Source organism: Verrucosispora sp. WMMA2121 (assembly GCF_027460185.1).
Taxonomy (GTDB): domain Bacteria; phylum Actinomycetota; class Actinomycetes; order Mycobacteriales; family Micromonosporaceae; genus Micromonospora; species Micromonospora palythoicola.
Genome location: NZ_JAPZBH010000006.1, coordinates 2,230,432 through 2,256,933 on the forward strand (window position 1 = coordinate 2,230,432; position 26,502 = coordinate 2,256,933).

Genomic DNA, 26,502 nt, shown 5'->3' on the forward strand with positions numbered 1-26,502 from the left:
CGCTCAGGAGTCGCTCTGCGGGTGGACGGTCACCCCGTCGCCGTCCAGCCGTTCACCACGGGCCATCTCCCAGCCCGCCTCGCCGTACGCCTCGAAGGTCAGCCGCGCCCCGCCCGGGGCCCGATAGTCGTGGTAGCGCATGGTGCCGCTCGGCGTCAGTCCGATGGATCCGGATGCGGTGTACCGGGCCTGGCCCGACTCGTGCCAGCTGTAGCTCCGCCCGCCGGACCTCACCACCGGCGCCCCCGGCGTGACGGTCGCGTCACGCGGCGCCGACTCCCACAGCACCAGTTCGAACGCGGGGCTCTCGGCGACCGAGAGCCGACGCCGACCACCGTGCTCGTCCAGGTCGTCGAGGAGGTGCTCGGCCCACCTCCACTCGCCCTCCACCAAGCGGATCGACCCCCGCACGGCATAGCTGGCGTCACCGATCTCGACGATGTCCCCGACCTCGATCCGCCTCGGGTCACGTCGCTGCCCGCCGCCGTGCCCCTGCTGCGGCCGACGGTCCGCCGTCGACCGGCCACGCCACCAACGCAACGCGAACCCGGCGACGGCCAGCCCGGCCAGGCAGCCGGCCACCAGGTACACCGTCGTCCCGTCCACCGGTCACCTCCCGAGACAGTTCGGCGGAGACGTCGACCATGATCCGGGCAGGTGGCGCCCGCCGCCACCCGGCTACCGGTCGGCCTGATCCACCCCGCCGGAACCCGCACCGCCCGGCTCACCACCGCCGGGGGCCGCCGACCCGTCCGACGTGGGTGGATCAGGCGGAGTCTGCGGGTCGGTCGGCGGGGCCGCCTGGTGCGGGAAGTGCCCGGCCGGATCCGGACCGGGCAGGCGGTACCCAGGCATCGCATACCCCGCATCAGGGGCCCCATACCAGGGCGGTGACGGATAACCCGGCGGATACCCGGGCTGCGGTGCGTGACCGTACGGCGCGGGATGGGCGGGGTGGCCCATGGGCACGGGGTAGCCGACCAGGTAGGCGTTCGGTATGTCGCGCCCGGGCAGCGGCCAGGCCGGCGCGGGGTCGGTGCGGGGCACGAACCAGCGGTGCGCCGGCGGCAGCGCCAGCAGCAGCACCACCGCCGCCGTGAGCAGGAACACCAGCAGCACACCGAGACCCGTCAACGGGAGGAACACCTCGAACGCGTTCGGCTGGTCGTACAGGGCCTCCATGAAGTTCGACTCCGACCAGAATTCGTCGTCCGGCGGCGGAACCTCTTCCGGATAGGTCTCGTCGACGTACGGCCCGTCGGTCAGTGCGAACGCCAGACCGAACGGGACCAGGAACGCGCCGGCACAGCCCTGGACGACGCAGAGCAGCAGTTGGAGGCCGCCGGCCACGAAGACCATCACCCGGGCGGTGTTGCTGCCCCGGAGCACCCAGCCTGACGTGAGCCCCAACCAGAGCGCCAGCAGCAGGGCCGGCACACCGAACACCGTCGCCATCATGACGGTGTTCCAGCGTTCCGCGCGTACCTCGTCCGGGTCGGCGTCGGGCACCTGCCGCAGTGCCTTGTCGATCGCGTCGTTCCAGTCGACCGCCGCCAGCACCAGCAGAGTGACGAGGCCGAGCAGGATCAGCACGGTGGCGAGTTGCAGCCAGAAAGCCACGGTGACGGTACCGGGGCGCGGCGGCCGGGGCGGGGGTACGGCTGCCGACGGTTCGGCGGTCGCGGTCATGTCGCGGACGGTACGGACCGTTGGCAAGTCCCCGGCAGCTCCGTTCGGGTGAATCCGAGCGGCGGTCGGATCAGGTGGTGCCGAGGCGCTCGACGGCGTACGCGCCCACGGTGGTGCTTCCCATCACGCAGCCGGTCATGGTGCTCAGCTCCGCGGCGTCTCCGCGCAACGCCGTCCAGGCCGCCCGCCCGGCCGCCGGGTCGAGCCGCTCCAGCAGGGTGGCGGCGTACACGCGACCCGCGGGCGCGCCGCCGGTGAGCAGTCGGTCGAGCAGGTCGCGTACCTCCTCCGGTTGGTCGGTCACGGCCGCCGCGACGCGCTGGTACGCCTCGGTCTCGGGCAGCAACGTGCCCGCGATCCCGACCCGACCGAACGCCAACGTGTTGGCGTGACCGAGTTCCGCGACGGCTCTCGCCAGCTCCGACTCCTTCTTGCGGCGCATCCCGAACATCTCTCCATCCTCGCCCCGGAAGCCCGCCTCCGCTCGTCGGAGGCGGGCCCGGCGCGACGGGTTCAGCTGGACGTGACCGACAGACCGTCCTTGCTGTCCCGCAGGTCGACCCGCACCGTGTCGCCGTCGCGGACCTCGCCGGCGAGCAGCGCCCTGGCGAGTTGGTCGCCGATCGCCGACTGGACCAGCCGGCGAAGCGGGCGGGCACCGTAGATCGGGTCGTACCCGTGCTCGGCGAGCCACCCACGCGCGTCGTCGGTGACGTCCAACGTCAACCGGCGGTCCGCGAGACGTCGACTCAGCCGCGCCAGTTGGATGTCCACGATGGCCCGCAGGTCGTCACCGTGCAGGGCGGCGAAGACCACGATGTCGTCGAGCCGGTTGAGAAACTCCGGCTTGAAGTGCGACCGGACCGTGGCCAGGACGCCCTCGCGGCGCTGCTCCTCAGCCAGCGTCAGATCACTGATGACCGCCGAACCCAGGTTCGAGGTGAGGATCAGGATGGCGTTGCGGAAGTCGACCGTACGCCCCTGGCCGTCGGTGAGCCGGCCGTCGTCGAGCACCTGGAGCAGGATGTCGAAGACGTCCGGGTGAGCCTTCTCCACCTCGTCCAGCAGGATCACCGAGTACGGCCGGCGGCGAACCGCCTCGGTGAGCTGGCCGCCCTCCTCGTAGCCGACGTAGCCGGGCGGTGCGCCGACCAGGCGGGCCACCGAGTGCTTCTCGCCGTACTCGCTCATGTCGATGCGGACCATCGCCCGCTCGTCGTCGAAGAGGAACTCGGCGAGCGCCTTGGCCAGCTCGGTCTTGCCGACACCGGTCGGGCCCAGGAAGAGGAAGCTGCCGGTCGGGCGGTCCGGGTCGGCGACTCCGGCCCGCGCGCGTCGGACGGCGTCCGAGACCGCCGCGACCGCCTCGGACTGGCCGACCACGCGCCCGCGCAGCGACTCCTCCATCCGCAGCAGCTTGGCGGTCTCACCCTCCAGCAGCCGGCCGGCGGGGATGCCGGTCCAGGAGGCGACGACGGCGGCGATGTCGTCCGCGCCGACCTCCTCCTTGAGCATCGCGCCGGCGGACTGCAGCCGAGCCAGCTCCTCCTCGGCGGTGGCCAGCTCGGCCTGGAGCGCCGGGATCCGGCCGTACCGCAGCTCGGCGGCGCGTTCCAGCTCGCCGTCACGCTCGGCCCGTTCCGCCTCGCCGCCGAGCCGCTCCAGCTCCTCCTTGGCGGTGGAGAGCTTGGTGATGTGGCTCTTCTCCAGCTGCCACCGCTCGGACAGGGCGGTGAGCTGCTCCCGCTTGTCGGCCAGCTCCTTGCGTAGCCGCTCCAGGCGCTCGGCGGAGGCGGCGTCCGGCTCCTTGGCCAGCGCCATCTCCTCGATCTCCAGCCGGCGCACCGCGCGCTCGATCTCGTCCACCTCGACCGGCCGGGAGTCGATCTCCATCCGGAGTCGGGACGCCGACTCGTCGACCAGGTCGATCGCCTTGTCGGGCAGGAACCGGTCGGTGATGTACCGGTCGGAGAGGGCGGCGGCGGCAACCAGCGCGGCGTCGGTGATGCGTACGCCGTGGTGCACCTCGTAGCGTTCCTTGAGCCCGCGCAGGATGCCGATGGTGTCCTCGACGGTGGGCTCACCGACCAGCACCGGCTGGAAGCGCCGCTCCAGGGCCGGGTCCTTCTCGATGTGCTCGCGGTACTCGTCGAGTGTGGTCGCGCCGACCATGCGCAGCTCACCGCGGGCCAGCATCGGCTTGAGCATGTTGCCGGCGTCCATCGAGCCCTCGCCCTTACCGGCGCCGACGACGGTGTGCAGCTCGTCGAGGAAGGTGATGACCTGCCCGTCGGAGTTCTTGATCTCCTCCAGGACGGACTTCAACCGCTCCTCGAACTGGCCCCGGTACGACGCGCCGGCGACCATCGCGCCGAGGTCGAGCGAGACCAGCTTCTTGTCCCGCAGCGACTCCGGCACGTCGCCGGCGACGATCCGCTGGGCCAGGCCCTCGACGATGGCGGTCTTGCCCACGCCGGGCTCGCCGATCAGCACCGGGTTGTTCTTGGTACGCCGGGACAGCACCTGGATCACCCGACGGATCTCGGAGTCCCGCCCGATCACCGGATCGATCTTGCCGTCCCGGGCGCTGGCGGTCAGGTCCACGCCGTACTTGGTCAGCGCCTGGTAGGTCTGCTCCGGGTCGGCGGTGGTCACCCGACGATCACCGCCGCGTACCGTCGGGAAGGCGGCGACCAGGCTCTCCTCGGTGGCACCGGCGGTCTTGAGCGCGGCGGACACGGCACCGCCGACCCGGGCCAACCCGGCGAGCAGGTGCTCGGTGGAGGTGTATTCGTCGCCCAGGGGGCGGGCGATCTGCTCGGCGGCACCGATGGCGTTGACGAACTCGCGGGCCAATGTCGGCTCGGCGATGCTGGACCCGCGGGCGGCGGGCAGCCCGTCGACGGAGCGCTGGGTGGTGCGGCGCAGCTCGGCCGGGTCGGCCCCGACGGCGCGCAGCAGGCCGGCAGCGGTCGAGCCCTCGGTGTCCAGCAGCGACAACAGCAGGTGCCACGGTTCGACGGTGGCGTGCCCCCGCTGGTTCGCCAGGGCGACGGCGCCGGTGATGGTCTCGCGGCTCTTGGTGGTGAGGCGTTCGGTGTTCATGGGCTCCCCTGGATCGGTGTGTCCACTGGTACCGACAGAACCAGAGTTGAGTCTATTCCACTCAACCTGGGCGGTGTGAGCTGTATCACTTGTCGCACGTCACTCCATCGATCGACCCTCGCCGAGGAGGCCTTCCGATTCGATCAGGGGTGGAGGAAGGGCATGCAGATCGACGTGACGAGATGGCTGTCCCTGGTGACCCGGGACGCGGTGGCGTCGGCGACCGCGACCGTCGGCACGACCGGTCCGGACGGCAGCGTCCAGCACCTGTCCGAACACCGGCTGGCCGCTCCCGGCCTGCTGCGCTGGTCGTACACCGTCTGGGACGCCGACGGCGAGGTGCACCGCCGCTGCGACGGCCGGCACCTAATGCAGGTGAGCGGCGACGGCGAGCAGCTCAGCTCCCCGGTGCCGGAGGAGGACTCGCGGGACGACCCCCGGTACTTCTACTCGTGGCCGGCGGTCGTGGACGCCTGGTTGGTGGAGTTGCTCCGCCCGGTGGACCTGCTGTCCCGGGTCGTGGTGTCGGCGGTGACCGAGCCGGACGCCACCGGCCTGGTCCACATCGACGCCAGCCCGCTGGGTAACGAACCGTCGCCGTACCACGGCTTCGCCCTGCCGGACCGCCGGACGCTGCGGATCGTCCTCGACCCCGAGCGGGGCTGCCTGGTCGCGGTGACCGTGAGCCGCGTCGACCGGCCCCCGCTGACCTGCCGGCTCACCGAGCTCGTCTGAGCCGTCAGGCGGCCGGCGCGGATGTCGTACCCGCTGCGCCGGCTCCGTACGTCCGGCGGCGTGCCGGTAGCGTTGCCGGGGTGCGAGTACGTGTCGAACAGACTGCCTTACCGGGGATCGGTGTCCGCCACGAACTGGTGACGGAGTCCGGCCGTCGCCTGGGCGTGGTCTCCCATCGCAGTGGCCGTCGGGACCTTGTCCTGTACGACCCGGACGACCCGGACGCCAGCGCGGCGGACATCCCGCTCACCGATGACGAGGCGGAGGCGCTGGCCGACATTCTCGGCGCGTCGCTCATGCTCGGCCAACTCTCCGGGCTACGCGAGCAGGCCGCCGGGCTGCTCACCGAGCAGATCGCCATTCCGGCCTCCTCGCTGTACGTCAACCGGCCGTTGGGGGACACCAAGGCCCGGACCCGCACCGGTGCCTCGATCGTGGCCGTGCTGCGCAACGGCGAGGTGAACGTCTCACCGGCTCCATCGTTCCGGTTCGCCGCGGGCGACGTGGTGGTCGTCGTCGGGACCCGGCACGGCCTCGACGCCGTGACGGCCATCCTCGCCGACGGCGATCCGGACGGCTGAGGCGCGGATGCACGAGACCACGACCCTGCTTGTCGAAGTCGGTGCCCTGCTGTTCCTGCTCGGTCTGCTCGGGCGGCTCAGCCGCCGGATCGGCCTGTCACCGATCCCGCTGTACCTGCTCGCCGGACTCGCCTTCGGCCACGGCGGCATCGTGGAACTCAACGCCAGCGAGGAATTCTTCGCCGTCGGCGCGGAAATCGGCGTGATCCTGCTGCTGGTGATGCTCGGCCTGGAGTACTCGGCCACCGAACTCGTCGGCAACCTGCGGGCATCCGCGCCCGCCGGGCTGATCGACGCCCTGCTCAACGCCTTGCCGGGGGCGGCCTTCGCGCTGCTGCTCGGTTGGGGCTGGGTGTCCGCGGTGGTGCTCGCCGGGATCACCTGGATCTCGTCCTCGGGGGTGATCGCCAAGATCCTCGCCGACCTGGGCCGGCTCGGTAACCGAGAGACACCCGTGGTCCTCTCGGTGCTGGTGATCGAGGATCTGGCGATGGCGTTCTACCTGCCCCTGGTGACCGCCCTGCTGGCCGGCGTGGGCGTGGCGAAGGGCGGTGTCGGTCTGGGCATCGCGGTGGTGACCGTCATCGCGGTGCTCGTGGTCGCCGTCCGGTACGGCAAGCAGATCTCCAGATTCATGTCGGCCGACGACGCCGAGGCGCTGCTGCTCGGTGTGCTCGGGCTGACCCTCCTGGTGGCCGGGATCGCGGCGAAGCTCCAGGTCTCGGCGGCGGTCGGCGCGTTCCTGGTCGGCATCGCGCTGTCCGGCCCGGTCGCCCACCACGCCACCGAACTGCTCACTCCGCTGCGGGACCTGTTCGCCGCCGTGTTCTTCGTCTTCTTCGGCCTGGTCACCGATCCTCGGGGCATCCCGCCGGTGCTGCTGCCGGCGCTGCTGCTCGCGTTCGTGACGATGGGCACGAAGACGTTGACCGGCTACCTGGCGGCCCGGCGGGCCGGGATCGCCGAGCCCGGACGCTGGCGGGCCGGGTTGGCACTCGTACCCCGGGGCGAGTTCTCCATCGTCATCGCCGGGCTGGCGGTGGCCGCCGGCGGCGTCGATCCGCAGCTGGCGGCGCTCGCCACGGCGTACGTACTGATCACGGTGGTGACCGGGCCGATGCTCGCCCGGTTGCCGGATCTGGGTTGGTTCAAGCAGTGGCTGCGGGCGCGGGCCCGGGCCCAACGGGCGCAACGGGCGCCGGTGGCCGACCGGGCGTGACCGCTCACCGGCCGGTGAGACCGTCCGGACGGCCCCCCGTCGACCAACAGATGCCGAATTGCTTCCCGCAGGGTCTACCGGTACTCACCGGTACCGCGTTAACGTGTCGCCCCAGCAGCCAGGTTCCCGGTGGGCGCACGTCCCCGCGGGCGGAAGCGGAAGGTTGGCCGGTGAGCGTGCAGGAGTCAGCGTTCCACGGCTTCGCCAACCCCGTCGATCCGAGCCCGGCGGAGTTGCGAGCGTGGGCCTACCAACCCGACTCGGTCCCGTTGACGTCGATGCCGCCGGACTGGGACCTGCTGGTCTCCGGTGACCGGCTGGTGATGACGCTGTTCGAACTCGCCATGGACACCCGCTGTCCGGCGCGTCGGTTCGCGCTGCACTGCCTCTACATCTACGCCGCCGACGGGATCCGGACGAACTTCCGGGCGCACCCGAAGCGTCGCTTCCGGAAGCTCGTCGACCAGGCCGAGCGCAACGGCGACGAGTTGATGCGTATCTGGGCGCACAACAGCCGGGTACTGCTGACCCGGCCGGAGCTCTTCGTGTACCGGGAGTGGTGCGAGGGCGGGCTGGTCCGGGAGAATCGCCGGCTCTGAACGTGCCGAACGGGCCGGGACCCCCCGTGGCTCCCGGCCCGCACGCCGGCGGATCGTCAGCGCGACCCGCCCCGCTCACGACGGTGCTGGTCACTGCGCACCTGGCCGGCACCACGGCCGACCTGACCGCGGTCGGCGGCGACCCGATCGCCCCGCCCGCTGAACCTGCCCGCCTGGACCTGGTCGGAGACGCGTCCCTTGGTGATCCGGTCGAACCGGCGCTGGACGTCCTCAGCCAGGTCGTCGAGGCGTTGCTCCGTCTGCTCGGCCACCTTCCTCGCCGCTTCCGTCATGGCTCCCCCCGCCAGATCGGAGTCCGGATTGAGTTGGTTTAGACGTTATTTGGAAGGCTAGTCGGGACAACCCGTCCGGCGCTCGGGTTTGCGGAAACACGAGCGGCGCAGCGCCGCGGAGACGCCGAAAGGGTGTGGCTCCGCCTGGCGGAGCCACACCCTTTCGGCGATGGCGGGCGTCAGCGCCCGGGGCTGCGTCGGGGACGCCAGACCACCAGAGCGGTCGAGGTCTGGTTGGTGGGTACGAGATCCCGGCCGGGGAAGCGGGCCAGCGATTCCAGCTCGGCCATCCGGCGGTACGCGGCGTCGAGTTCGGCCTCCAGTTGGGCGACCCGCTGCTGTGCCTGCTCCAGCAGTCGCTCCAGCCCGATGATCCGCTTGATCCCGGCGAGGTTCACGCCGTCGTCCTGGCTGAGCCGTTGCACCTCGCGCAGCAGCACCACGTCCCGGACGCTGTACCGCCGACCACCACCGGCCGCCCGGCCGGCCTCCACCAGGCCGAGCCGGTCGTACTGACGCAGCGTCTGCGGGTGCATCCCCGCCATCCGCGCCGCGACCGAGATCATCAGCACCTTGGCCTCGTATGCCGGGTCATCCGAGCCGACGAACCCGTCCATCCCGCTCACCTCCGCACCGCTTCACCGATCAACCGAACCGACGCACCCGCGCGTCGAGATGTTCCCGGGCCGCCGGCGGGGTCTGCTCGGCGAACGTCTCCAGAGCGGCCCGTGCCTCGTCCGAGATCCGCGCCGGCACCACCACGTCGAGGGTGACCAGCAGGTCGCCGGCCTGACCGTCCCGGCGGCTGACACCCTTGCCCCGGGCACGCAGGATGCGACCGCTCGGCGTACCCGGTGGCACCCGCAGGGTCACCGGACCGTCGAGCGTCGGCACCCGCAGGTCGGTGCCGAGGACGGCCTCCGCGAATGTGATCGGCACGGTCAGGGTGAGGTCGTCGCCGGCGCGCCCGAAGACCTCGTCCGGGCGAACCTTCACGTGCACGAACAGATCGCCCGCCGGACCGCCGCGCTCACCCGGCTCGCCCCGGCCGGCCAGCCGGATCCGCTGGCCGTCGGCCACCCCGGTGGGAAAGCGGACGTTGAGCGTACGGGTCTTGGTGACTCCGCCGGTGCCCTGGCACTCCGGGCACTTCTCGTCCACCACCGTGCCCACGCCCTGGCAGTTGCGGCAGGGCTCGGAAAAACTGAACGCACCCTGGTTCCGGTTGGTGACCCCGGCACCGTGGCAGACCGGGCAGGTGCGTGGCACGGTGCCGGGCTTGGCACCGTTGCCGTGGCAGGTGTCGCAGACACCGGGCGCGCGCAGGGTCAGCGGCAGGGTCACGCCGCGCACCGCGTCGTCGAAGTCGAGCGCCACCTCGGTCTCGATGTCCCGGCCCCGGGCCGGGCCTGGCGCGCCCGCACCCCCGCCACCACCGGAGAAGATCGAGCTGAACAGGTCGGAGATGTTGCCACCGGCGAACCGGCCGCCACCCGGCTGCGCGCCACCGAACAGGTCGGAGACGTCGAACGGCGCACCGCCCGGCTGGCCGCCCTGGCGGGCACCACGCCGGAACGCGCCCGAGCCGAAGAGCGAGCGCATCTCGTCGTACTCGCGGCGCTTGGCGTCGTCGCCGAGCACCGCGTACGCCTCGGACACCGCTTTGAAGCGTTCCTCGGCCTTGGCGTCGCCGGGATTGTGGTCCGGGTGCGACTCGCGGGCCAGCTTGCGGTACGCCTTCTTGATCTCATCAGCCGGCGCGGCCTTGGCCACGCCCAGGACCGCGTAGTAGTCCTTCTCGATCCAGTCCTTCGAACTCACCCGTACACCTCCTCCCCACCGCCGGGCCCGGTCCGCCCCGCCCACCGGGTGTCGGCGGGCGGGGCGGCCGGGTCACCGTCGCGCACTATTCCGGGTCGGCGACCGCGACCAGCGCGGGCCGCAGCAGTCGCTCACCGACCTGGTAGCCCCGGCGCATCACCTGTACGCAGGTCGGCTCGGTGACGTCGGCCGAGGTCTGGTGGGCCACCGCCTCGTGCCGCGTCGGGTCGAACGGGTCGCCCTGCTCGCCGAACGGGGTCAGCCCGAACTTGCCGAGCGCGGTGACGAGCTGCTCGGCCACCGAACCGAAGGGGCCGACCAGGTCGCCGTGCTCCCGAGCGCGGTCGAGATCGTCCAGGATCGGCAGCAGCGCGGCGAGCACGGACCCGGTCGCCTGCTCGGTGACCAGGCCACGGTCGCGCTCGACCCGCTTGCGGTAGTTGGCGTACTCGGCCGACACCCGCTGCACGTCGCGGGTGCGTTCGTCCAGATCGGCGCGGAGCGCCTCCAGCTCGGCACCCAGCCCGCCGGAAGCGGGCTCGGACGGTTCTCCGACCGGCTGTGCCGGCGCGTCCACAACCGGTGGCCCCTCGGTGGACGCGTCGCTCAGCGCGCTCGCCTCGACCTCGATCGAGTCGACCACGACCTCGGCCTCTTCGACCAGACCTTCCGCCGGCACGTCCGGTCCGGCGTCGGCCGCCGTGCCGTCGGGCTCACGGATTTCACTGATCTTGCGGTTGTTGCGGATGACGACCCGCGGCGCGTCGCCGGTGGCCGGCTCGGACGCCGAGCCACCCGGCGCCGACCCGGTGTCACCCGGGTCGGCGGCTCGTGGCTTCTCCGTCATACGACTACCTCATCCCTCTGCCCGTGCGCTCGGGTGGCCAGGACCGTCACTTCTTGTCCTCGTCCACGATCTCCGCGTCGACCACGTCGTCCGCACCGGGCCGTGCGCCGCCGGCCTGCGCGCCACCGGTCGCGTCGGCGCCACCGGTCGCGCCGGTGCCGGCCTCGCCACCCGGCTGGGCCTGCTCGGCCTGCTGGGCGTAGAGCAGCGAACCCGCCTCCTGGGAGACCTGCGCGAGCCGCTCGTGCGCCGACTTGATCTTCTCGATGTCACTGCCACCGAGAGCGCCACGCAGCTCGCCGAGGGCCTCGTTGAGCTTCTCGCGGTTCTCGGCGGGGAGCTTGTCACCGTTCTCGGCGAGGAACTTCTCGGTCTGCCACTGCAGAGCCTCGGCCACGTTGCGGGTCTCGGCCTCCTCGCGGCGGCGCTTGTCCTCCTCCGCGTGCTCCTCGGCGTCCCGGCGCATCCGCTCGATGTCGTCCTTCGGCAGCGAGGAACCGCCGGTGATCGTCATCTTCTGTTCCTTGCCGGTGCCCAGGTCCTTGGCGTGGACGTTGACGATGCCGTTGGCGTCGATGTCGAAGGTGACCTCGATCTGCGGCACGCCGCGCGGGGCCGGCGGGAGGCCGGTCAGCTCGAAGGTGCCGAGCTTCTTGTTGTACGCGGCGATCTCACGCTCACCCTGGAAGACCTGGATCAGCACCGACGGCTGGTTGTCGTCGGCGGTGGTGAACACCTCGGAGCGCTTGGTGGGGATCGTGGTGTTGCGCTCGATCAGCTTGGTGAAGATGCCACCCTTGGTCTCGATGCCCAGGCTCAGCGGCGTCACGTCGAGCAGCAGGACGTCCTTGACCTCGCCCTTGAGCACACCGGCCTGCAGGGCGGCACCCACGGCGACGACCTCGTCCGGGTTGACGCCCTTGTTGGGCTCACGGCCGGTGAGCTGCTTGACCAGCTCGGTCACGGCCGGCATCCGGGTCGAGCCACCGACGAGGATCACGTGCTCGACGTCGGAGACCTTGATCCCGGCGTCCTTCACGGCCTGCTCGAACGGGCCCTTGCAGCGGTCCAGCAGGTCCTGCGTCATCCGCTGGAACTCGGCCCGGCTGAGCGTCACGTCCAGGTGCAGCGGGCCAGCGGCACCGGCGGTGATGTACGGCAGGTTGATGTTGCTGGTGGTGGCGGCGGACAGCTCGATCTTGGCCTTCTCGGCGGCCTCCTTGAGCCGCTGCATCGCCATCTTGTCCTGCGACAGGTCGATGCCGTGCTCGCCCCGGAAGGTCTTCACCAGGTGGTCGATGATCCGCTGGTCCCAGTCGTCGCCGCCGAGGAGGTTGTCACCGCTGGTCGACTTGACCTCGATGACGCCCTCGGCCAACTCCAGCAGCGACACGTCGAAGGTGCCGCCACCGAGGTCGAAGACCAGGACGGTCTGCTCCTTGGAGCCCTTGTCCAGCCCGTACGCCAGGGCTGCCGCGGTCGGCTCGTTCACGATCCGCAGCACGTTGAAGCCGGCGATCTCACCGGCCTCCTTGGTGGCCTGACGCTGGCCGTCGTTGAAGTAGGCCGGGACGGTGATCACCGCATCGGTGATCTGCTCGCCCAGGTAGGCCTCGGCGTCCCGCTTGAGCTTCATCAGCGTCCGGGCCGAGATCTCCTGCGGGGTGTACTTCTTGCCGTCGATGTCGACGGACCAGTTGGTGCCGATCTCCCGCTTGACCGAGCGGATCGTCCGGTCCGGGTTCGTCACCGCCTGGCGCTTGGCGACCTCACCGACGAGCACCTCGCCGTTACGGGCGAACGCGACGATCGACGGGGTCGTCCGCGAGCCCTCAGCGTTGGCGATGACGGTGGGCTCACCGCCCTCCAGAACGCTGACGCAGGAGTTCGTCGTGCCGAGGTCGATACCGACCGCACGTGCCATCTTCGCTTCCTCGCTTCGTTACGTTGAGCAGGTGACGGGCCCTCCCGTCCCGCTGCGCGGCACCTGCCGTCCGCAGCGACCCCACCTCAAGTTGAGTGAACTTGACTCAATAGTGCCACGCCCCCGGAAATCGTCAAGTCAAGGTTGAGTCGGATCGACGCAACTCACCAGTCCTACCGACCGGTTGTCTTACCTTGTGTCGGTCGGGCACGCTTTAGCGGTGACGACGCACGGCGATCCCGCCTCACCGTCCGGCGCGCCCGCCGTCGCAGCCCGCACCGGGTCCGCCGGCGCCGGCGAGGACCGGCCCGCGCCCACCGGGGACGACACCCTGCCAGACGCCCTGACCAGCCTGCGCGCCGCGATCGGGGCGGCCCGGTTCCCGCTGGCCCTGCCCTCGGCCGAGCTGGCCGCACGCACTGTCGCCGCCCTCGCCGACCAGCTCGACGACTACCTGCTACCCCGCCTGGCCCGCCTCGACGCACCGCTGCTCGTGGTGGTCGGCGGATCCACCGGTGCCGGCAAGTCGACCCTGGTCAACAGCCTGGTGCAGGCCCGGGTCAGCGCTGCCGGCGTGCTGCGACCCACCACCCGGTCGCCGGTGCTGGTCTGCAACCCGGCCGACTCGGCCTGGTTCCGCCGGGGCGAGCTGCTGCCCGGGCTGACCCGCACCAACCAGCCCAGCGACGATCCCCGCACCCTGCACCTGGTCACCGCACCGGCGCTGCCCCCGGGGCTGGCGTTCCTGGACGCCCCCGACATCGACTCGGTGGTCGACGCCAACCGGGCCCTGGCCAACCAACTGCTCGCCGCCGCCGACCTCTGGCTCTTCGTCACCACGGCCGCCCGGTACGCCGACGCCGTCCCCTGGGAGCTGCTGCACAACGCCCGGGCCAGGGGTGCGGTCCTCGCCCTGGTGCTCAACCGGGTGCCCGCGGAGGCGACCGACGAGGTGGCCGCCCATCTCGCCGAGATGCTCGCCGAGCAGGGCCTCGACGCCGCGCCGCTGTTCGTGCTCACGGAGACCTGGATCGACGGGCAGGGGCTGCTACCGGGCCGCAGCACCGCACCGCTGGCCGACTGGTTCGCCCGGCTCGCCGCCGACGCGGAGGCCCGCGCGGCGGTGGTCCGGCAGACCCTCGGCGGCGCGCTGGCCCTGCTGCAACCCACCGTCGAGAGCCTGGCCCTCGCCGTCGACGAGCAGGTCACCGCCGCTGACGCGCTGGACGACCGGGTACGCGCGGCCTACCGGGCCGCGAACCGGACCGTCGACCAGGGCCTGCGCGACGGTCGACTGCTCCGTGGCGAGGTGCTCGCCCGTTGGCAGGAGTTCGTCGGCACCAGCGACCTCTTCCGCACCCTCGAGGCGCGAATCGGCCGGCTGCGGGACCGCGTCATGGCCGCCTTCTCCCGCCGCCCGGTCCCCGCCGTCGAGCTGCGGGACGCGATCGAGTCGCAACTGGTCACCCTGCTGCGGGGGGTGGCCGCCGAGGCGGCCGAGCACGCGTACACCGGATGGAAGGCGCACCCGGCCGGTGCGGCCCTGCTCGAACCCGACCTGGCGCACCACGCGGCCGACCTGCCGCAGCGCGCCGAACGGCTGGTACGCGACTGGCAGCGTGGCGTGCTGGAGCTGGTCCGGGCCGAAGGTGGCGACCGGCGCTTCGTGGCCCGGACGGCGGCGTACGCGGTCAACGCCACCGGACTGGCCGTGATGATCGCTGTCTTCGCCTCCACCGCCTTCATCCCGACCGGGCTGGAGGTCGCCACCGGGGCCGGCACCACCCTCGCCGGCCAGGCGGTGCTTCAGGCGATCTTCGGTGATCAGGCCGTGCGTACGCTGGCCAGAAAGGCCCGCGAGGACCTGCTGGAGCGGGTGACGGTGCTGCTGGACGACGAGGCCACCCGCTATCTCACCCGGACGCGGCAGACCCGGCCGCCGGCCCGGACCGCGACGGATCTGCGTCAGGCCGCCGAACGGGTCGAATCGGCCCGGTTGCGCAGCGGCTTCGCCGACGCGGCGCCCGTGCTCAGCACCCGGACGACGGGCGTCGACGCCCCGGTGACCGATGGGGAGCGGCCGTGACCGGCATGGGCGGGCGCCTCCGCGAGGCGTTACGGATCGCCGACGGGCGGGTGGACGCCGATCAACTGGTCGCCCGGCTGGAGGCGGTGCGGCGCTTCCTCGGCATCGTCGACGGGCACCTACCGGACACCCCGCTGGTGCCGGCCCGCACCCTTGTCGAACGGGCCGGCACCCGGCTGGCGCTGTCCCGCGACCACACCGTGGTGGCGCTGGCCGGGGCCACCGGCAGCGGCAAGTCGAGTCTGTTCAACGCGATGGCCCGGATGGACCTCTCACCCGTCGGGGTACGCCGGCCCACCACCGGTGTGACGCACGCCTGCGTCTGGGGCCCCCTCGACGGAGGCACCCGGCTGCTCGACTGGCTCGGGTTGCTGCCCCGCCACCGGTTCGTCCGGGAGAGCCTGCTCGACGGCGACGACGAGTCCACGCTGCACGGGCTGATCCTGCTCGACCTGCCGGACTTCGACTCCGTCGAGCACTCGCACCGGTTGGAGGTGGACCGGCTGCTCGGCCTCGTGGACCTGGTGGTCTGGGTGGTCGACCCGCAGAAGTACGCCGACCGGGTGATGCACCGCAGCTACCTCCGCGAGTTCCACCGGCACCGGGACGTGACGGTGGTCGTGCTCAACCAGACCGACCGGCTGCCTCCGGCCGAGGTGCCCCGGGTACTGGCCGACCTGCGCCGCCTGCTCGACGCGGACGGGCTGGCCGAGGTGCCGCTGCTGGCCACCACCGTCGCCGACCCGGACGGCCCGGAGCGGCTGCGGGCGGCGCTGGAACGTACCGTCGCCGAACGACAGGCCGCGCTGCGTCGCCTCTCCGGTGACGTCGACGCCGTCGTCGACGCGCTGGACGACATGGTCGGTGCGCCCCGCACCGCGCTCGCCGCGGACGATCCCGCGGTCACCGCGCTGGACCGTGCCCTGTGCAAGGCGGCGGGCGTGCCGACGGTCGTGGCGGCGGTCGAGCAGGCGTACCGGCATCGCGCCGCGGCGGCCACCGGCTGGCCCCTGCTGCGGCTCTGGCGGCGGCTGCGGGCCGATCCGCTGCGCCGGCTGCATCTGCCCGACCGGCGGGCCGGCGGTGACCCGGCGGAGAGCCTGGTGGCCGCGACCTCGGTACCCGAGCCCAACGCGGCCGACAAGTCGGCGTTGGCGTTGGCGCTGCGGACGGTGGCCGAGCGGGCCGGGGCCGGGCTGCCCAACGCCTGGCCGGACGCGATGGCCGCGGCGGCCCGGTCCCGCCTCGGCGACCTGCCGGACGCCCTGGACGGCGCGCTGGCCAGCGCCGATCTCGGCGTCGACCGTCCCCGTCTCTGGTGGCGACTGGTCGGCGGGGTGCAGTGGCTGGTGACGCTCGCCGCGGCGGCCGGGCTGGGCTGGCTGGTCCTCGGTTACGCGATGCGGGCACTCGGGTTGCCGGAGTTGCGGCACCCGATGGTCGGTGAAGTACCGGTGCCGACCCTGCTGCTGCTCGGTGGACTGCTGACCGGGGCGCTCGTCGCGGCACTGACCCGGCCGCTGGTGAGGTGGGCGGCGCGGCAGGCTCGACAGCGGGCGGAGGCGCGGCTGACCCGGGCCGTCGCCGGTGTCGGCGAACAGCAGGTGCTGGCCCCGGTGCGGGCGGTGATCGCCGCGCACGCCGACGCACGCACCGTCCTCGAAGTGGCCCGGCACCGCTGACCGGCCACCGAACGTTCCTGGACCCCGCGCGATCGGCGTAGGGTCGAGTCATGGCCACGCCACAGACCCCTTACGAAGCGGTGCTGCACGCCGCACGCGACGTGACCAAGCTCGACTCGGCCCTCGACGCGGAGATGCTCGGTGCGGCCCTGCTCGGCAGCGTGTACGAGGTCGCCGAGACGGACCGGGAGGCGGCGGTGCGCGACTTCGTGGGCGAGTTCCTCGCCGCCACCTCGCGACGACGGGCGGTCGCGGCGACGACGGTCCGGGCCGTCTTCGCGGCCCTGGTGCCGGACGCGGCGGGCGCCGACCGGGTGCGGCCCGGTGCGACCGCGCCGGCCTGGTCCGGGCAGCTCGGCAAGGTGCACGTCACCGGCACCTGGGCGTACGGCGACGTGTACGGCGACCAGACCTCCTACCTGGCCACGTTCGCCTACGACGATGCCACCGGAGGGCCGGAACACGCCCTGGTCGCCCTGATCGACCACAACATCGGCATCACCAAGGACGTCTTCGTCGGCGGTCCGGCCGGCCGGATCCTGGAGCAGGTCAGGCAACTGTGCGACGAGGACGAGCTGACCTGGTTCCGGGAGGAGAGCCCGACCCGGATGCGCGACCAGGTGAGCCGGCATCTCGCCGTGACCGATCATCTGGGCCAACTGCCCGGTGCCGCCTCACTCGCCACCGACCGGGCACTGGTCGGGGCCCGGCTGGCGGTGCTGCCGGCCGCGACCGCACCACCGCCCCGGCAGGCCGACGACCCGTTGCCCGACGCCGAGCGAGCCGCGGAGATCCGTCGTTTTCTGGGCTCACCGGACGCCGCCCGGGCCGGACTGGATGCGGTCGACGACGCCGAACTGGCCTCGCTGCACTTCTGTCTGGGCCTGCTGCTCGACCACGCCGCCACCTTCCCCGACGCCGACCCGCTGCGGTGGAGCCCGACGGTCGCCGGTCTCTTCCTGCTCGACTGGGTGCACCGCCGCGCCGTACTCGACATGGACGACGCGGCGATGCTGCCCCGGGTACTGCGCGCCTGGGCCGGGTACGCGGCCCACCGGCGCGGGCTGCCCGAGTCGGCGGCTGTCGCCACGGACGCGGCGATCGAGGAGATGGTGCCGGAGTTCGTCCGGCTCTACGCGACCGGCGAGCGGCGCAGCCCGGCCACCGCCGCGGTGGCCCAGTTGATGGCCGACGGCATCGACCCGGACGATCCGGCGGCACTGGACGCCTGGATCGAGGCCAACCGGCACCGTCTCGCCGACGACGGCTGACCCGCACCTACGCGGTCACCGGACCGCCGGACGCACGGCACCGCCGGGCGGTCCGCCGGGCCGGCACCGCGCCCGCAGTCGGGACCGGACGCTGCCGTTGCGCTCGGGTGTGCCGAGCACAGCCGGTTCGGTCACGATGCTGGTCGGTGGGGGCTCCGGCGCGGACCCACCGCCACGCGGACCCCCGGCACGGTCGGCGCGGCGGATGCGGAAGGACCGCTGGACGCACTCGGGTCGGTCGTCGGCCCCGGGTCACTCGACGTGGTCGGTTCGGCGGACGCGGTAGGACCGTCCGACGGGCCCGGATCGGCGGACGCGGAGGGATCGGTCGACGGGCCCGGGCTCGCGGGAGACGGGTCGCTGGACGCGGTCGGTTCGACCGGGCCGCTCGGATCGACCGAGGCGGTTGGATCGGCCGAGGCGGTCGGCGTGGGCGAGCCGCTGGTCGGGGCCGGCGCGGGTGTCCGGGTCGGGACGGGCGCCGGGCGAGGGGCCGGTGTGCTGGTGGGTGTCCGGGGGGCGGGCGCGGTCGCCGGCGCGCCGGGGCGACGGGCCGGCGTGTGCTCGACCGGTGGACCGACGATCGTCGGTCGGGGCGTCGGCAGCACGGGGATGACCGGCGGCGCCGCCGGTTCGACCGAGGGCACCGCGGTCACGATGGCGGTCGGCGAGCCACTGGGTGGCGGTGGGACCACCACCGGTCCGACGGAGGGTGTCGGGATGAACGGCGTGCTGCCGTCCGGCAGCGCCGTACTGCCGACCGTCGCGGAGCCGGTGCTGATCGCGGCGAGAACCGGCATCGAGGCGGTGCCCGCGAGCAGCGCCACCGTCAGCAGGTAGCCCCGGGTCGGCCCGGCGGTACGCACGGCCCGGTGCGCACCCACCACGCGCCGGTAGCCGGGCGCCCGATGCCGGCCGAGGACCGGCGCGCCGGGGCCTTCACCTGGTTCGGACACCACGCACCCCCTCGTCGTCACCCCTGGTCGAGGCCGCCGCCCGGGCGCCCTCGCGGGCCTCTCGGAAGCGGGAGCCGACCCGCGCGATCAGCCTGGGGCAGTGACTCTGCGTCAGCCAAGACCACACCGCGTGTCGACACGCGTATCTGGCCGAATGGTGACGAACCACCACCGGAACGGCCGGGAGTCGCTCGGCCCGACACTGCGGCACTTCGGGTAACGAAGCGGGCCGGTCACCGGATGCGGGGCGGGCGGGGTGTGGGACGCCTCACCTCTGATGCGAAACTGGAGCCACGGCGGCAGCGCAGCCGCGACCTCCGCGCACCCACGCGGTAGGCGCGACTGGGCACCGGCGCTCCCGAACCGGGTTCGGCCAGAATCCGGCTCATGCCGCGCGGCAACCCCTACCGGGGTCAGGCGCGGCCGCCAGGAACCATCCCGGCACCAGCCGGGACGGGCGCACGAGTCGCGCGGCCGGGTGACCCCCCGGTGCCGACGCAGACACGACAGGGAGAGACGGATGGCAAAGGGCGACCCCGGGGCTCCGGCCCGCGGCCGGCGAGCCGCACCCCGATCCAGGAAGGCCACGACCGGCGATCCGGAGCTGGTGCAGTTGCTCACGCCCTCGGGCGAGCGGATCGAGAGCGTGACCGGCCCGGACGGCACCGAGTACCGCGTCGACTTCACCGACGAGGAGTACCGCGGCCTCTACCGCGACCTGGTGCTCGTCCGCAAGCTGGACGCCGAGGCGACGGCCCTGCAACGACAGGGCGAGCTGGGCATCTGGGCGAGCCTGCTGGGCCAGGAGGCGGCGCAGGTCGGTTCCGGCCGGGCGCTGCGTACGCAGGACATGGCCTTCCCGACCTACCGAGAGCACGGCGTGCTCTACTGCCGTGGCATCGACCCGATCATGCCGCTGGGCCTGTTCCGTGGGGTCGACCAGGGTGGCTGGGACCCGAACGAGTTCAAGTTCAACATGTACACCATCGTGATCGGCGCGCAGACCCTGCACGCCACCGGCTACGCCATGGGCGTCGCGATGGACGGCCGGACCGGCACCGACGACGGTGAGGCGGTGATCGCCTACTTCGGCGACGGCGCCACCAGCCAGGGCGATGTCAACGAGGCGTTCGTCTGGGCCGGCGTGTTCAACTCACCGCTGGTGTTCTTCTGCCAGAACAACCAGTACGCCATCTCCGAGCCGCTGGAGCGGCAGACCCGCATCCCCCTGTACCGGCGGGCCGCCGGCTTCGGGTTCCCCGGCATCCGGGTCGACGGCAACGACGTGCTGGCCACGTACGCGGTGACCCGGCACGCGCTGGACAACGCCCGGCACGGGCAGGGCCCGAGCCTGATCGAGGCGTACACCTACCGGATGGGCGCGCACACCACCTCCGACGACCCGACCCGCTACCGGATCGCCAGCGAGGTCGAGGCGTGGCAGGCCAAGGACCCGATCGCCCGGATGAAGGCGTTCCTGGAGCGGGAGAAGATCGCCGACGCCGGCTTCTTCGGCGAGGTCGACGAGCAGGCTCGCCGCGAGGCGGTGGACCTGCGTGAGCGGGTGCTCGCCATGCCGAACCCGGAGCCGGGCACCATCTTCGACCACGTCTACCCCAACGGGTCGCCGCTGCTCGACCAGCAGCGGGAGCAGTTCAGCCGGTACCTGGAGTCGTTCGAGGGGAGCGTGCACTGATGGCCACGGAGACGCTCACCCTCGGCAAGGCCCTCAACGCCGGCCTGCGCAGGGCGCTCGAGAACGACCCGAAGGTCGTCATCATGGGCGAGGACGTCGGCAAGCTCGGCGGCGTCTTCCGGATCACCGACGGGTTGCAGAAGGACTTCGGTGACCAGCGGGTGATCGACACCCCGCTGGCCGAGTCCGGCATCATCGGCACCGCGGTCGGCCTGGCCATCCGGGGCTACCGTCCGGTCTGCGAGATCCAGTTCGACGGCTTCGTCTACCCCGCGTACGACCAGATCGTGTCGCAGGTGGCGAAGATGCACTACCGCTCGCGGGGCAAGCTCAACATCCCGATGGTGATCCGGATCCCGTTCGGCGGCGGCATCGGCGCGGTGGAGCACCACTCCGAGTCGCCCGAGGCGTACTTCGCGCACACCGCCGGGCTGAAGGTGGTCTCCTGCGCCAACCCGCAGGACGCGTACGTGATGATCCAGCAGGCCATCGCCTCGGACGACCCGATCGTCTTCCTGGAGCCGAAGCGGCGTTACTGGGAGAAGGGGCCGGTCGACCTGGACGCCCCGCTGTCCGAGGCGTACCCGCTGCACGCGTCCCGGGTCGCGCGGGCCGGCACCGACGCCACCCTGCTCGCGTACGGCCCGATGGTGCGTACCTGCCTCGACGCGGCGACCGCCGCTGCCGAGGACGGACGGAACCTGGAGGTCATCGACCTGCGCACGCTCTCCCCGCTGGATCTCGGCGTGGTGTACGAGTCGGTGCGCCGTACCGGCCGCGCGGTGGTGGTGCACGAGGCCCCGTCCAACCTGGGCATGGGTGCGGAGGTCGCGGCCCGGATCACCGAGGAGTGCTTCTACTCGCTGGAGTCGCCGGTGCTGCGGGTGGCCGGCTTCGACACCCCCTACCCGGCGGCCCGGGTGGAGGAGGAGTACCTTCCCGACCTCGACCGGGTGCTCGACGCCGTCGACCGCACCTTCGGCTGGTGAGCGGCATGTCGCGGATCAAGGAATTCAACCTGCCCGACCTGGGCGAGGGTCTGACCGAGGGCGAGATCCTCGCCTGGCTGGTCAAGGTGGGCGACACGATCGAGCTGAACCAGCCGATCGTCGAGGTGGAGACGGCGAAGGCGGCCGTGGAGATCCCGGCGAAGTGGGCCGGCCAGGTTCAGGCGATCTTCCACCCGGAGGGCTCGACCGTCGAGGTCGGCACCCCGATCATCGCGATCGACACCGAACCGGGCGCCGGCCCGGCGGAACAGTCCACCACCGGTGCGTCCACCAGTGACCTGCCCACCCCGTCGGCGGCGTCGTTGGCCGCCGTCGAGGTCGCGCCGACCGAGGGTGCGGTCGAGCCGGGCCTGATCGGTGGTCCCGCCCCGGGTGGCCGTACCGCCGTCCTCGTCGGGTACGGCCCGCGCACCACGGCGGCCAAGCGTCGCCCCCGGAAGGGCGCTGCTCCGGCCGCCTCCGCTCCGGCGGCGGCACCGGTGCAGCACAGCCCGGCGCCGGTCGTCCCGGCACCGGTGCGGTCTCCGTCCCCGGCGGTCAACGGCAACGGCCGGAGCAGCGGACCGGTGCTGGCCAAGCCGCCGGTGCGCAAGCTCGCCAAGGACCTCGGGGTCGATCTGAGCGCGCTCACCGGGTCCGGCCCGTCGGGCTCGATCACCCGGGAGGACGTACAGCGGGCGGCGGCCCCGGCGGCGGCCGAGCCGCTGACGGTCACCAGCCCGGTCAGCTCGGCCGCGAGCTTCGGCGCGGATCGTGAGCAGCGCATCCCGGTCAAGGGGGTACGTCGCCTCACCGCCGAGAACATGTCCCGCTCGGCCTTCACCGCCCCGCACGTCACCGAGTTCCTGACGGTGGACGTGACCCGCGCCATGAAGGCGCTGGACCGGCTGCGCGGGCGGCGGGAGTGGCGTGACGTACGGGTCTCGCCGCTGCTGCTGGTCGCCAAGGCGGTGCTGTTGGCGGTCCGGCGGCACCCGATGGTCAACTCCAGTTGGGCCGGCGACGAGATCGTCGTCAAGGAGTACGTGAACCTCGGCATCGCGGCGGCCACCGAACGCGGCCTGATCGTGCCGAACATCAAGGACGCCGGCCGGTTGACTCTGCGTGAGCTGGCCGACGCCATGACCGACCTGGTGCAGACCGCCAAGGCCGGGAGGACCTCGCCGGCCGACATGTCCGGCGGCACCCTGACCATCACCAACGTCGGGGTGTTCGGGGTGGACACCGGAACGCCGATCCTGCCCCCGGGTGAGTCGGCGATCCTGGCGTTCGGTGCGGTACGCGAGCAGCCCTGGGTCCACAAGGGCAAGGTCAAGCCGCGCCTGGTCACCACGCTCGGCCTCTCCTTCGACCACCGGATCATCGACGGTGAGCTGGGGTCGAAGTTCCTCCGTGACGTGGGCGACTTCCTCGCCGATCCGGAGGCGACGCTGCTCGCCTGGACCTGACGCGTCAGGACGGCTACGGCCGGTGCGCCACGGGTTACCGCCCGGCGCACCGGCCGTTGCCGTTTGACGAAGAAAAGGTTGCTGCTGAGGGTGGCTTACCTAAGATTCGTAGGCTGGTGGCTCAGCTCACCTAATAATCGCTGGAGAATCCGATCCCGCTGCGCTTCAATGGAGGAGACGACGGGACGACAACCGAATAGCCAGGAGGAGAGACACCATGAGCATGATCGAGCGAATCCGCAACCGCCGCGACGCCAACCGCCGCGCCCGTGCCATCGAGCGGGCCCTGCGCTCCGCCAACTCGCCCGCGGTCCGCGACGAGATCCTCGCCATCGCCCAGCGTCACATGCACTGACGCCACACGACGTTATCCGCCTCCTCCAGATCGACGACCCGCCCGGGCACACCGGGCGGGTCGTCGGCGTTACGACCGGCCGCTGACACCGGGATACCGCCCCGAAGCAGCGCCCGGTACGGTGGGGCTCGGTCGTCGTCCGCGCTCGGGGCAGGCCGAGGCGATAGAAGCACCTCGACACCGCCCGGCGACGGACAGTGACGATCGAAGCTCCCCGGAAGCCCACCAGCGGCTACCGGGATACGGTGCGGGGAGCCGGCATCGCCGGTACGCCGGCACCGCCGGCTGCCCTGCCGAGACCATCGGCGACGGCGGCCGACATGTGATGGAGGAGGCGCACGCATGACGTCCGAGGGCCCGCACCGCCCCGGCCAGGAGCCGGACGAGGCGCCGCCGGGCGGCGGCGGACCGGCGCCGTACGGCGACCGTCCGACTCAGCAGGACAACGGGTACGGCGCGACCGCCCCCGACCTCGGTTGGGCTCCGCCACCACCCGCCCGCCCGGACACGTCCGCACCAGCCTGGGCGAACCAGCAGGGCAACGCCTGGGGCAGCGCCCAGGCGACGCGTCAGGCGGAGGCCGGGCCCGGCAACTGGGACCAACCCGCCGGCAACCAGCAGCCCTGGGCGCCCCAGGGGGACCAGCCGCAGCAGCCGACCCCGGGTTGGGCGCCGGCCGGTCCGCCCACATCGGAGGGGCCCGCCTGGGCGAACGGCGGCCAGGCCGGACCCGCCTGGGCCACCGATCCCGCCACTGCGGACACCGCGCAGCCGGCAGAGTGGACGCCGAACCAGCCGGCGGCCAGCCAGCCCGACCGCGCCAACGGTCAACCACCGGCCGGCCAGCCGGACTGGACCACCAGCCAGCCGGACTGGGCCAACGGTCAGGCCGCCGCAGCCCAGGCCAACCCGGCAGCGCCCAGCGGCTGGGCCGGCGGTCAGCAGCCCGACTGGGCCGGCGTGCCCCGAACCGACGATCAGACCCCCGGCTGGGCCTCGACCGCCGGTCAGCCCGAGCCCCACCAACCGGCCTGGGCGCAGAACGACCAGCCGACGCCGACCCGCGAGCCGGCGGCCCGGGCCAGCGCTCAGGTGCCGGTCGCCGACGCGGGTCAGCAACAGCGGCCCACCGACGGGTCGTCCCACGCCGAGGCGTGGCCCGCCGAGCAACCGGAGCAGTCCGGCTGGGCAGCCGGCCAGCGGCGGGAACCCGCCGGCGGTTGGGCGAGCGACCAGCCGGCGGAGGGCTGGCACGCGGGCGGTGACCGGCCGGCGCAACCCGACTGGGCCACCCCCGCCCAGGAGGAGCCGGCCGGTTGGGCCGGCGGTAACCCCGCTGCCGGGCCGCCGCCGTCCTGGAGCCCGTCCGCCGAGCCGCTGCCGTCCCGGACCGCCGCCGACCGGAACGCCATGCCGGACATCCAGCCATGGGCACCCGGAGAGGCGTGGGGTCAGCCGGCCGCGGAGCCCGCCGCGCCCCGAACCAACGCCGAGCCCGATCCGGGCCGATCCGACGATCCGGTCTACCAGCCGGCACCCGCACCGGGCATCTCCCCGGCCAACATGGTGCCGTTGCCGCCGCAGGAGCAGCGAGTGCCGGGTGCCAGCCTGGCCGCCACGCCGCCCGCGGACTTCGCCCAGCCCCCGCCGTTCACCGACGACCCGGCCGGGTCGGCCGGTGGCCCGGCCTGGGGCCAACCCGAGCCCCGACACGACGAGTCGCAGTCCCCGGCGATTCCGGCGCCCCGTACCTCTCCCGAGGCCGAGGGCCGGCCGGCGTCGCCGGCCGGCGGTGGTGTCGCGGCGAGCGCGTCCGTGCCACTGTCCAGTCGGGTCATGCCCCCGGCCGACCATCCGGCTCGCCCGGCCGGTTCGCCCGCACCCCAACCACGGGTGTACGGCCGGCCGGCCCGCACCGAGGAGCCGGCGCCGGAGCACGGCGAGCAGCCGCTGGTGCCCCGCTTCGACCAGGGTCCGGGTCGGTTCGACGGTGACCCGGGCGCGGCGCGCGGCGATCAGGGCCCGGAGCGGTACGAGCCGGCCCCGGAGCGGTTCGAGCCGGCCTCGGAGCCCCGCTTCGCCGACCGGGAGCCGCCGATGGGCGGGCCGAACGCCTTCGCCGGTCCGGCCGCTCCGGCGTCGCCGGCCGCCCCACCTCCCTTCCCCCCGGGGATGCCGTCCTTCGTCGACGCGCCGCCGGCCAACCGGCCGGTCAACGGCGTACGGCCGCACGCCGAGCCGGATCGCCCGGCCGACCCGTTCGGCGGCGCGCCGCGTGACCCGTTCGGCGCCCCGGGCAACGACCCGTTCGGCGGGCCGTCCGAGCGTCCAGGTGGCACCTACGGCGCTCCCTTCCGGTCCGAGCCGGGCGGCGAGCACAACCCGGCGTACCCCCCGCCGCCACAGTCCGCACCGCCGTGGAGCCCGGGTCCGGGCAGCGGATCGGGCGAGGCGGAGCAGGGCCGCTTCGACGCCTTCAAGCCGGTCGCCGAACCAGCTGCGGAAGCCCCGGCACCGAAGGTACGCAACGGACGGGTGCTCGCCGCGGTACTGGTCGCCGCCGTGCTCATCCTGGCCATTCCGCTCGGCCTGCTGATGCTGCTCGGCATGGTCGGCGGGTCGGACGACGCCAACGCCTTCGACCCGCCGATCGGCTCGTGCGTCAAGCGTTCCGGCAGCACCGCGGTGGCCGCCGACTGTGCCGAGCCGGAGGCATTCAGCGTGGTGTCCAAGGTCGAGTCGAAGGACAAGTGCCCCGACCCGGCCATGCCGCACGTGGACCTGCGCGGCGCTACCGCCAACCCGGTGCTCTGCCTCAAGGAGGCAACCGGCGGCTGAGCCGGCGCAACGACGGCGGGGTCACGGTTGATCCGTGACCCCGCCGCCGCTGTTTCGGGGCTCGCCCTGCCCGCCGGCCAAGCTCCCAGTTCGCGGCACGTCGCGCCTTCCGGCCAGCGTGAGGGCCCGCGTTGCCGCAATCCATTTCCGTCGCCGCGCCGGCCTTTCCCTTCGCGCTGGTGGGCGTCCACCGGTGGGGCACGATGGGGTCGTGAGTGCACGCGTGCGGGCTCCCGAACTGCGGGGTCGGGCCTGGCTGAACACCGGCGGGCGGCGGCTGACGCTCGCCGACCTCCGAGGCAGGATCGTCATAGCGGATTCTTTGACGTCATTGACGGTCTAACGAC

General features: G+C 72.7%; 22 protein-coding genes. 13 read left to right on the forward strand and 9 right to left on the reverse strand.

The window, feature by feature from the left end; all coding sequences use genetic code 11:
* Window positions 1-3: 3 nt before the first annotated feature.
* From O7605_RS19145 to clpB, 4 genes are all read right to left on the reverse strand, one after another.
* Window positions 4-606, reverse strand: a complete 603-nt coding sequence (locus O7605_RS19145; RefSeq protein ID WP_269740439.1) for a DUF4178 domain-containing protein — start codon at window positions 604-606, stop codon at window positions 4-6.
* Window positions 607-678: 72 nt separating this feature from the next.
* Window positions 679-1,689 (reverse strand): hypothetical protein, encoded by a 1,011-nt coding sequence (locus O7605_RS19150; protein ID WP_269740440.1) that lies wholly within the window; start codon window positions 1,687-1,689, stop codon window positions 679-681.
* A 70-nt stretch (window positions 1,690-1,759) separates the two neighbouring features.
* Entirely contained in the window at window positions 1,760-2,140 is a 381-nt protein-coding gene (locus O7605_RS19155) for a hypothetical protein (protein ID WP_164446717.1), read from the reverse strand.
* A 62-nt stretch (window positions 2,141-2,202) separates the two neighbouring features.
* Window positions 2,203-4,794 carry an ATP-dependent chaperone ClpB gene (clpB, locus tag O7605_RS19160; RefSeq protein ID WP_269740441.1) on the reverse strand — a complete coding sequence of 864 codons (2,592 nt, stop codon included), beginning with the start codon at window positions 4,792-4,794 and terminating at the stop codon, window positions 2,203-2,205.
* 162 nt (window positions 4,795-4,956) lie between these two features.
* Here clpB and O7605_RS19165 point away from each other — a divergent pair, with 162 nt between their 5' ends.
* From O7605_RS19165 to O7605_RS19180, 4 genes are all read left to right on the forward strand, one after another.
* Window positions 4,957-5,529 carry a hypothetical protein gene (locus tag O7605_RS19165; protein ID WP_269740442.1) on the forward strand — a complete coding sequence of 191 codons (573 nt, stop codon included), beginning with the start codon at window positions 4,957-4,959 and terminating at the stop codon, window positions 5,527-5,529.
* Window positions 5,530-5,609: 80 nt separating this feature from the next.
* Window positions 5,610-6,110 carry a cation:proton antiporter regulatory subunit gene (locus tag O7605_RS19170; protein ID WP_164446722.1) on the forward strand — a complete coding sequence of 167 codons (501 nt, stop codon included), beginning with the start codon at window positions 5,610-5,612 and terminating at the stop codon, window positions 6,108-6,110.
* Window positions 6,111-6,117: 7 nt separating this feature from the next.
* Window positions 6,118-7,329 (forward strand): cation:proton antiporter, encoded by a 1,212-nt coding sequence (locus O7605_RS19175; RefSeq protein ID WP_269740443.1) that lies wholly within the window; start codon window positions 6,118-6,120, stop codon window positions 7,327-7,329.
* A gap of 170 nt (window positions 7,330-7,499) precedes the next feature.
* Window positions 7,500-7,928, forward strand: a complete 429-nt coding sequence (locus tag O7605_RS19180) for a hypothetical protein (RefSeq protein ID WP_269740444.1) — start codon at window positions 7,500-7,502, stop codon at window positions 7,926-7,928.
* Window positions 7,929-7,984: 56 nt separating this feature from the next.
* Here O7605_RS19180 and O7605_RS19185 read toward each other — a convergent pair whose 3' ends face one another.
* The 5 genes from O7605_RS19185 to dnaK all read right to left on the reverse strand — a co-directional run bounded on the left by O7605_RS19185 (window position 7,985) and on the right by dnaK (window position 12,813).
* Entirely contained in the window at window positions 7,985-8,221 is a 237-nt protein-coding gene (locus O7605_RS19185) for a hypothetical protein (protein ID WP_269740445.1), read from the reverse strand.
* A 179-nt stretch (window positions 8,222-8,400) separates the two neighbouring features.
* Entirely contained in the window at window positions 8,401-8,838 is a 438-nt protein-coding gene (locus O7605_RS19190; RefSeq protein WP_269740446.1) for a heat shock protein transcriptional repressor HspR, read from the reverse strand.
* 28 nt (window positions 8,839-8,866) lie between these two features.
* Window positions 8,867-10,042 carry a molecular chaperone DnaJ gene (gene dnaJ / locus O7605_RS19195; RefSeq protein WP_269740447.1) on the reverse strand — a complete coding sequence of 392 codons (1,176 nt, stop codon included), beginning with the start codon at window positions 10,040-10,042 and terminating at the stop codon, window positions 8,867-8,869.
* 85 nt (window positions 10,043-10,127) lie between these two features.
* Complete coding sequence (gene grpE / locus O7605_RS19200; RefSeq protein ID WP_269740448.1) at window positions 10,128-10,889, reverse strand: nucleotide exchange factor GrpE; 762 nt, start codon at window positions 10,887-10,889, stop codon at window positions 10,128-10,130.
* Window positions 10,890-10,935: 46 nt separating this feature from the next.
* Window positions 10,936-12,813, reverse strand: a complete 1,878-nt coding sequence (gene dnaK, locus O7605_RS19205) for a molecular chaperone DnaK (protein WP_269740449.1) — start codon at window positions 12,811-12,813, stop codon at window positions 10,936-10,938.
* 220 nt (window positions 12,814-13,033) lie between these two features.
* Between dnaK and O7605_RS19210 the strand changes: the two genes are divergently transcribed.
* The 9 genes from O7605_RS19210 to O7605_RS19250 all read left to right on the forward strand — a co-directional run bounded on the left by O7605_RS19210 (window position 13,034) and on the right by O7605_RS19250 (window position 26,155).
* Window positions 13,034-14,899: a GTPase domain-containing protein gene (locus tag O7605_RS19210; RefSeq protein ID WP_269740450.1), complete on the forward strand. Its 1,866-nt coding sequence runs from the start codon at window positions 13,034-13,036 to the stop codon at window positions 14,897-14,899.
* A gap of 5 nt (window positions 14,900-14,904) precedes the next feature.
* Window positions 14,905-16,581 (forward strand): GTPase, encoded by a 1,677-nt coding sequence (locus tag O7605_RS19215; protein WP_269742686.1) that lies wholly within the window; start codon window positions 14,905-14,907, stop codon window positions 16,579-16,581.
* 50 nt (window positions 16,582-16,631) lie between these two features.
* Window positions 16,632-17,852 carry a hypothetical protein gene (locus tag O7605_RS19220; RefSeq protein WP_269740451.1) on the forward strand — a complete coding sequence of 407 codons (1,221 nt, stop codon included), beginning with the start codon at window positions 16,632-16,634 and terminating at the stop codon, window positions 17,850-17,852.
* A gap of 429 nt (window positions 17,853-18,281) precedes the next feature.
* Window positions 18,282-18,692 carry a hypothetical protein gene (locus O7605_RS19225; protein ID WP_269740452.1) on the forward strand — a complete coding sequence of 137 codons (411 nt, stop codon included), beginning with the start codon at window positions 18,282-18,284 and terminating at the stop codon, window positions 18,690-18,692.
* A gap of 636 nt (window positions 18,693-19,328) precedes the next feature.
* The gene (pdhA, locus tag O7605_RS19230) at window positions 19,329-20,504 is read left to right on the forward strand and encodes a pyruvate dehydrogenase (acetyl-transferring) E1 component subunit alpha (protein ID WP_269740453.1); all 1,176 of its coding nucleotides are present in this window, start codon (window positions 19,329-19,331) and stop codon (window positions 20,502-20,504) included.
* Window positions 20,504-21,493, forward strand: coding sequence for an alpha-ketoacid dehydrogenase subunit beta (locus O7605_RS19235; RefSeq protein WP_269740454.1), 990 nt, complete (start codon window positions 20,504-20,506; stop codon window positions 21,491-21,493). Before pdhA ends, O7605_RS19235 begins: the two co-directional genes overlap by 1 nt.
* Window positions 21,494-21,498: 5 nt before the next feature.
* The gene (locus O7605_RS19240; RefSeq protein WP_269742687.1) at window positions 21,499-22,962 is read left to right on the forward strand and encodes a dihydrolipoamide acetyltransferase family protein; all 1,464 of its coding nucleotides are present in this window, start codon (window positions 21,499-21,501) and stop codon (window positions 22,960-22,962) included.
* 217 nt (window positions 22,963-23,179) lie between these two features.
* Entirely contained in the window at window positions 23,180-23,317 is a 138-nt protein-coding gene (locus O7605_RS19245) for a hypothetical protein (RefSeq protein ID WP_196255796.1), read from the forward strand.
* A 342-nt stretch (window positions 23,318-23,659) separates the two neighbouring features.
* Window positions 23,660-26,155, forward strand: a complete 2,496-nt coding sequence (locus O7605_RS19250; protein WP_269740455.1) for an LppU/SCO3897 family protein — start codon at window positions 23,660-23,662, stop codon at window positions 26,153-26,155.
* The last annotated feature ends 347 nt before the right edge of the window (window positions 26,156-26,502 follow it).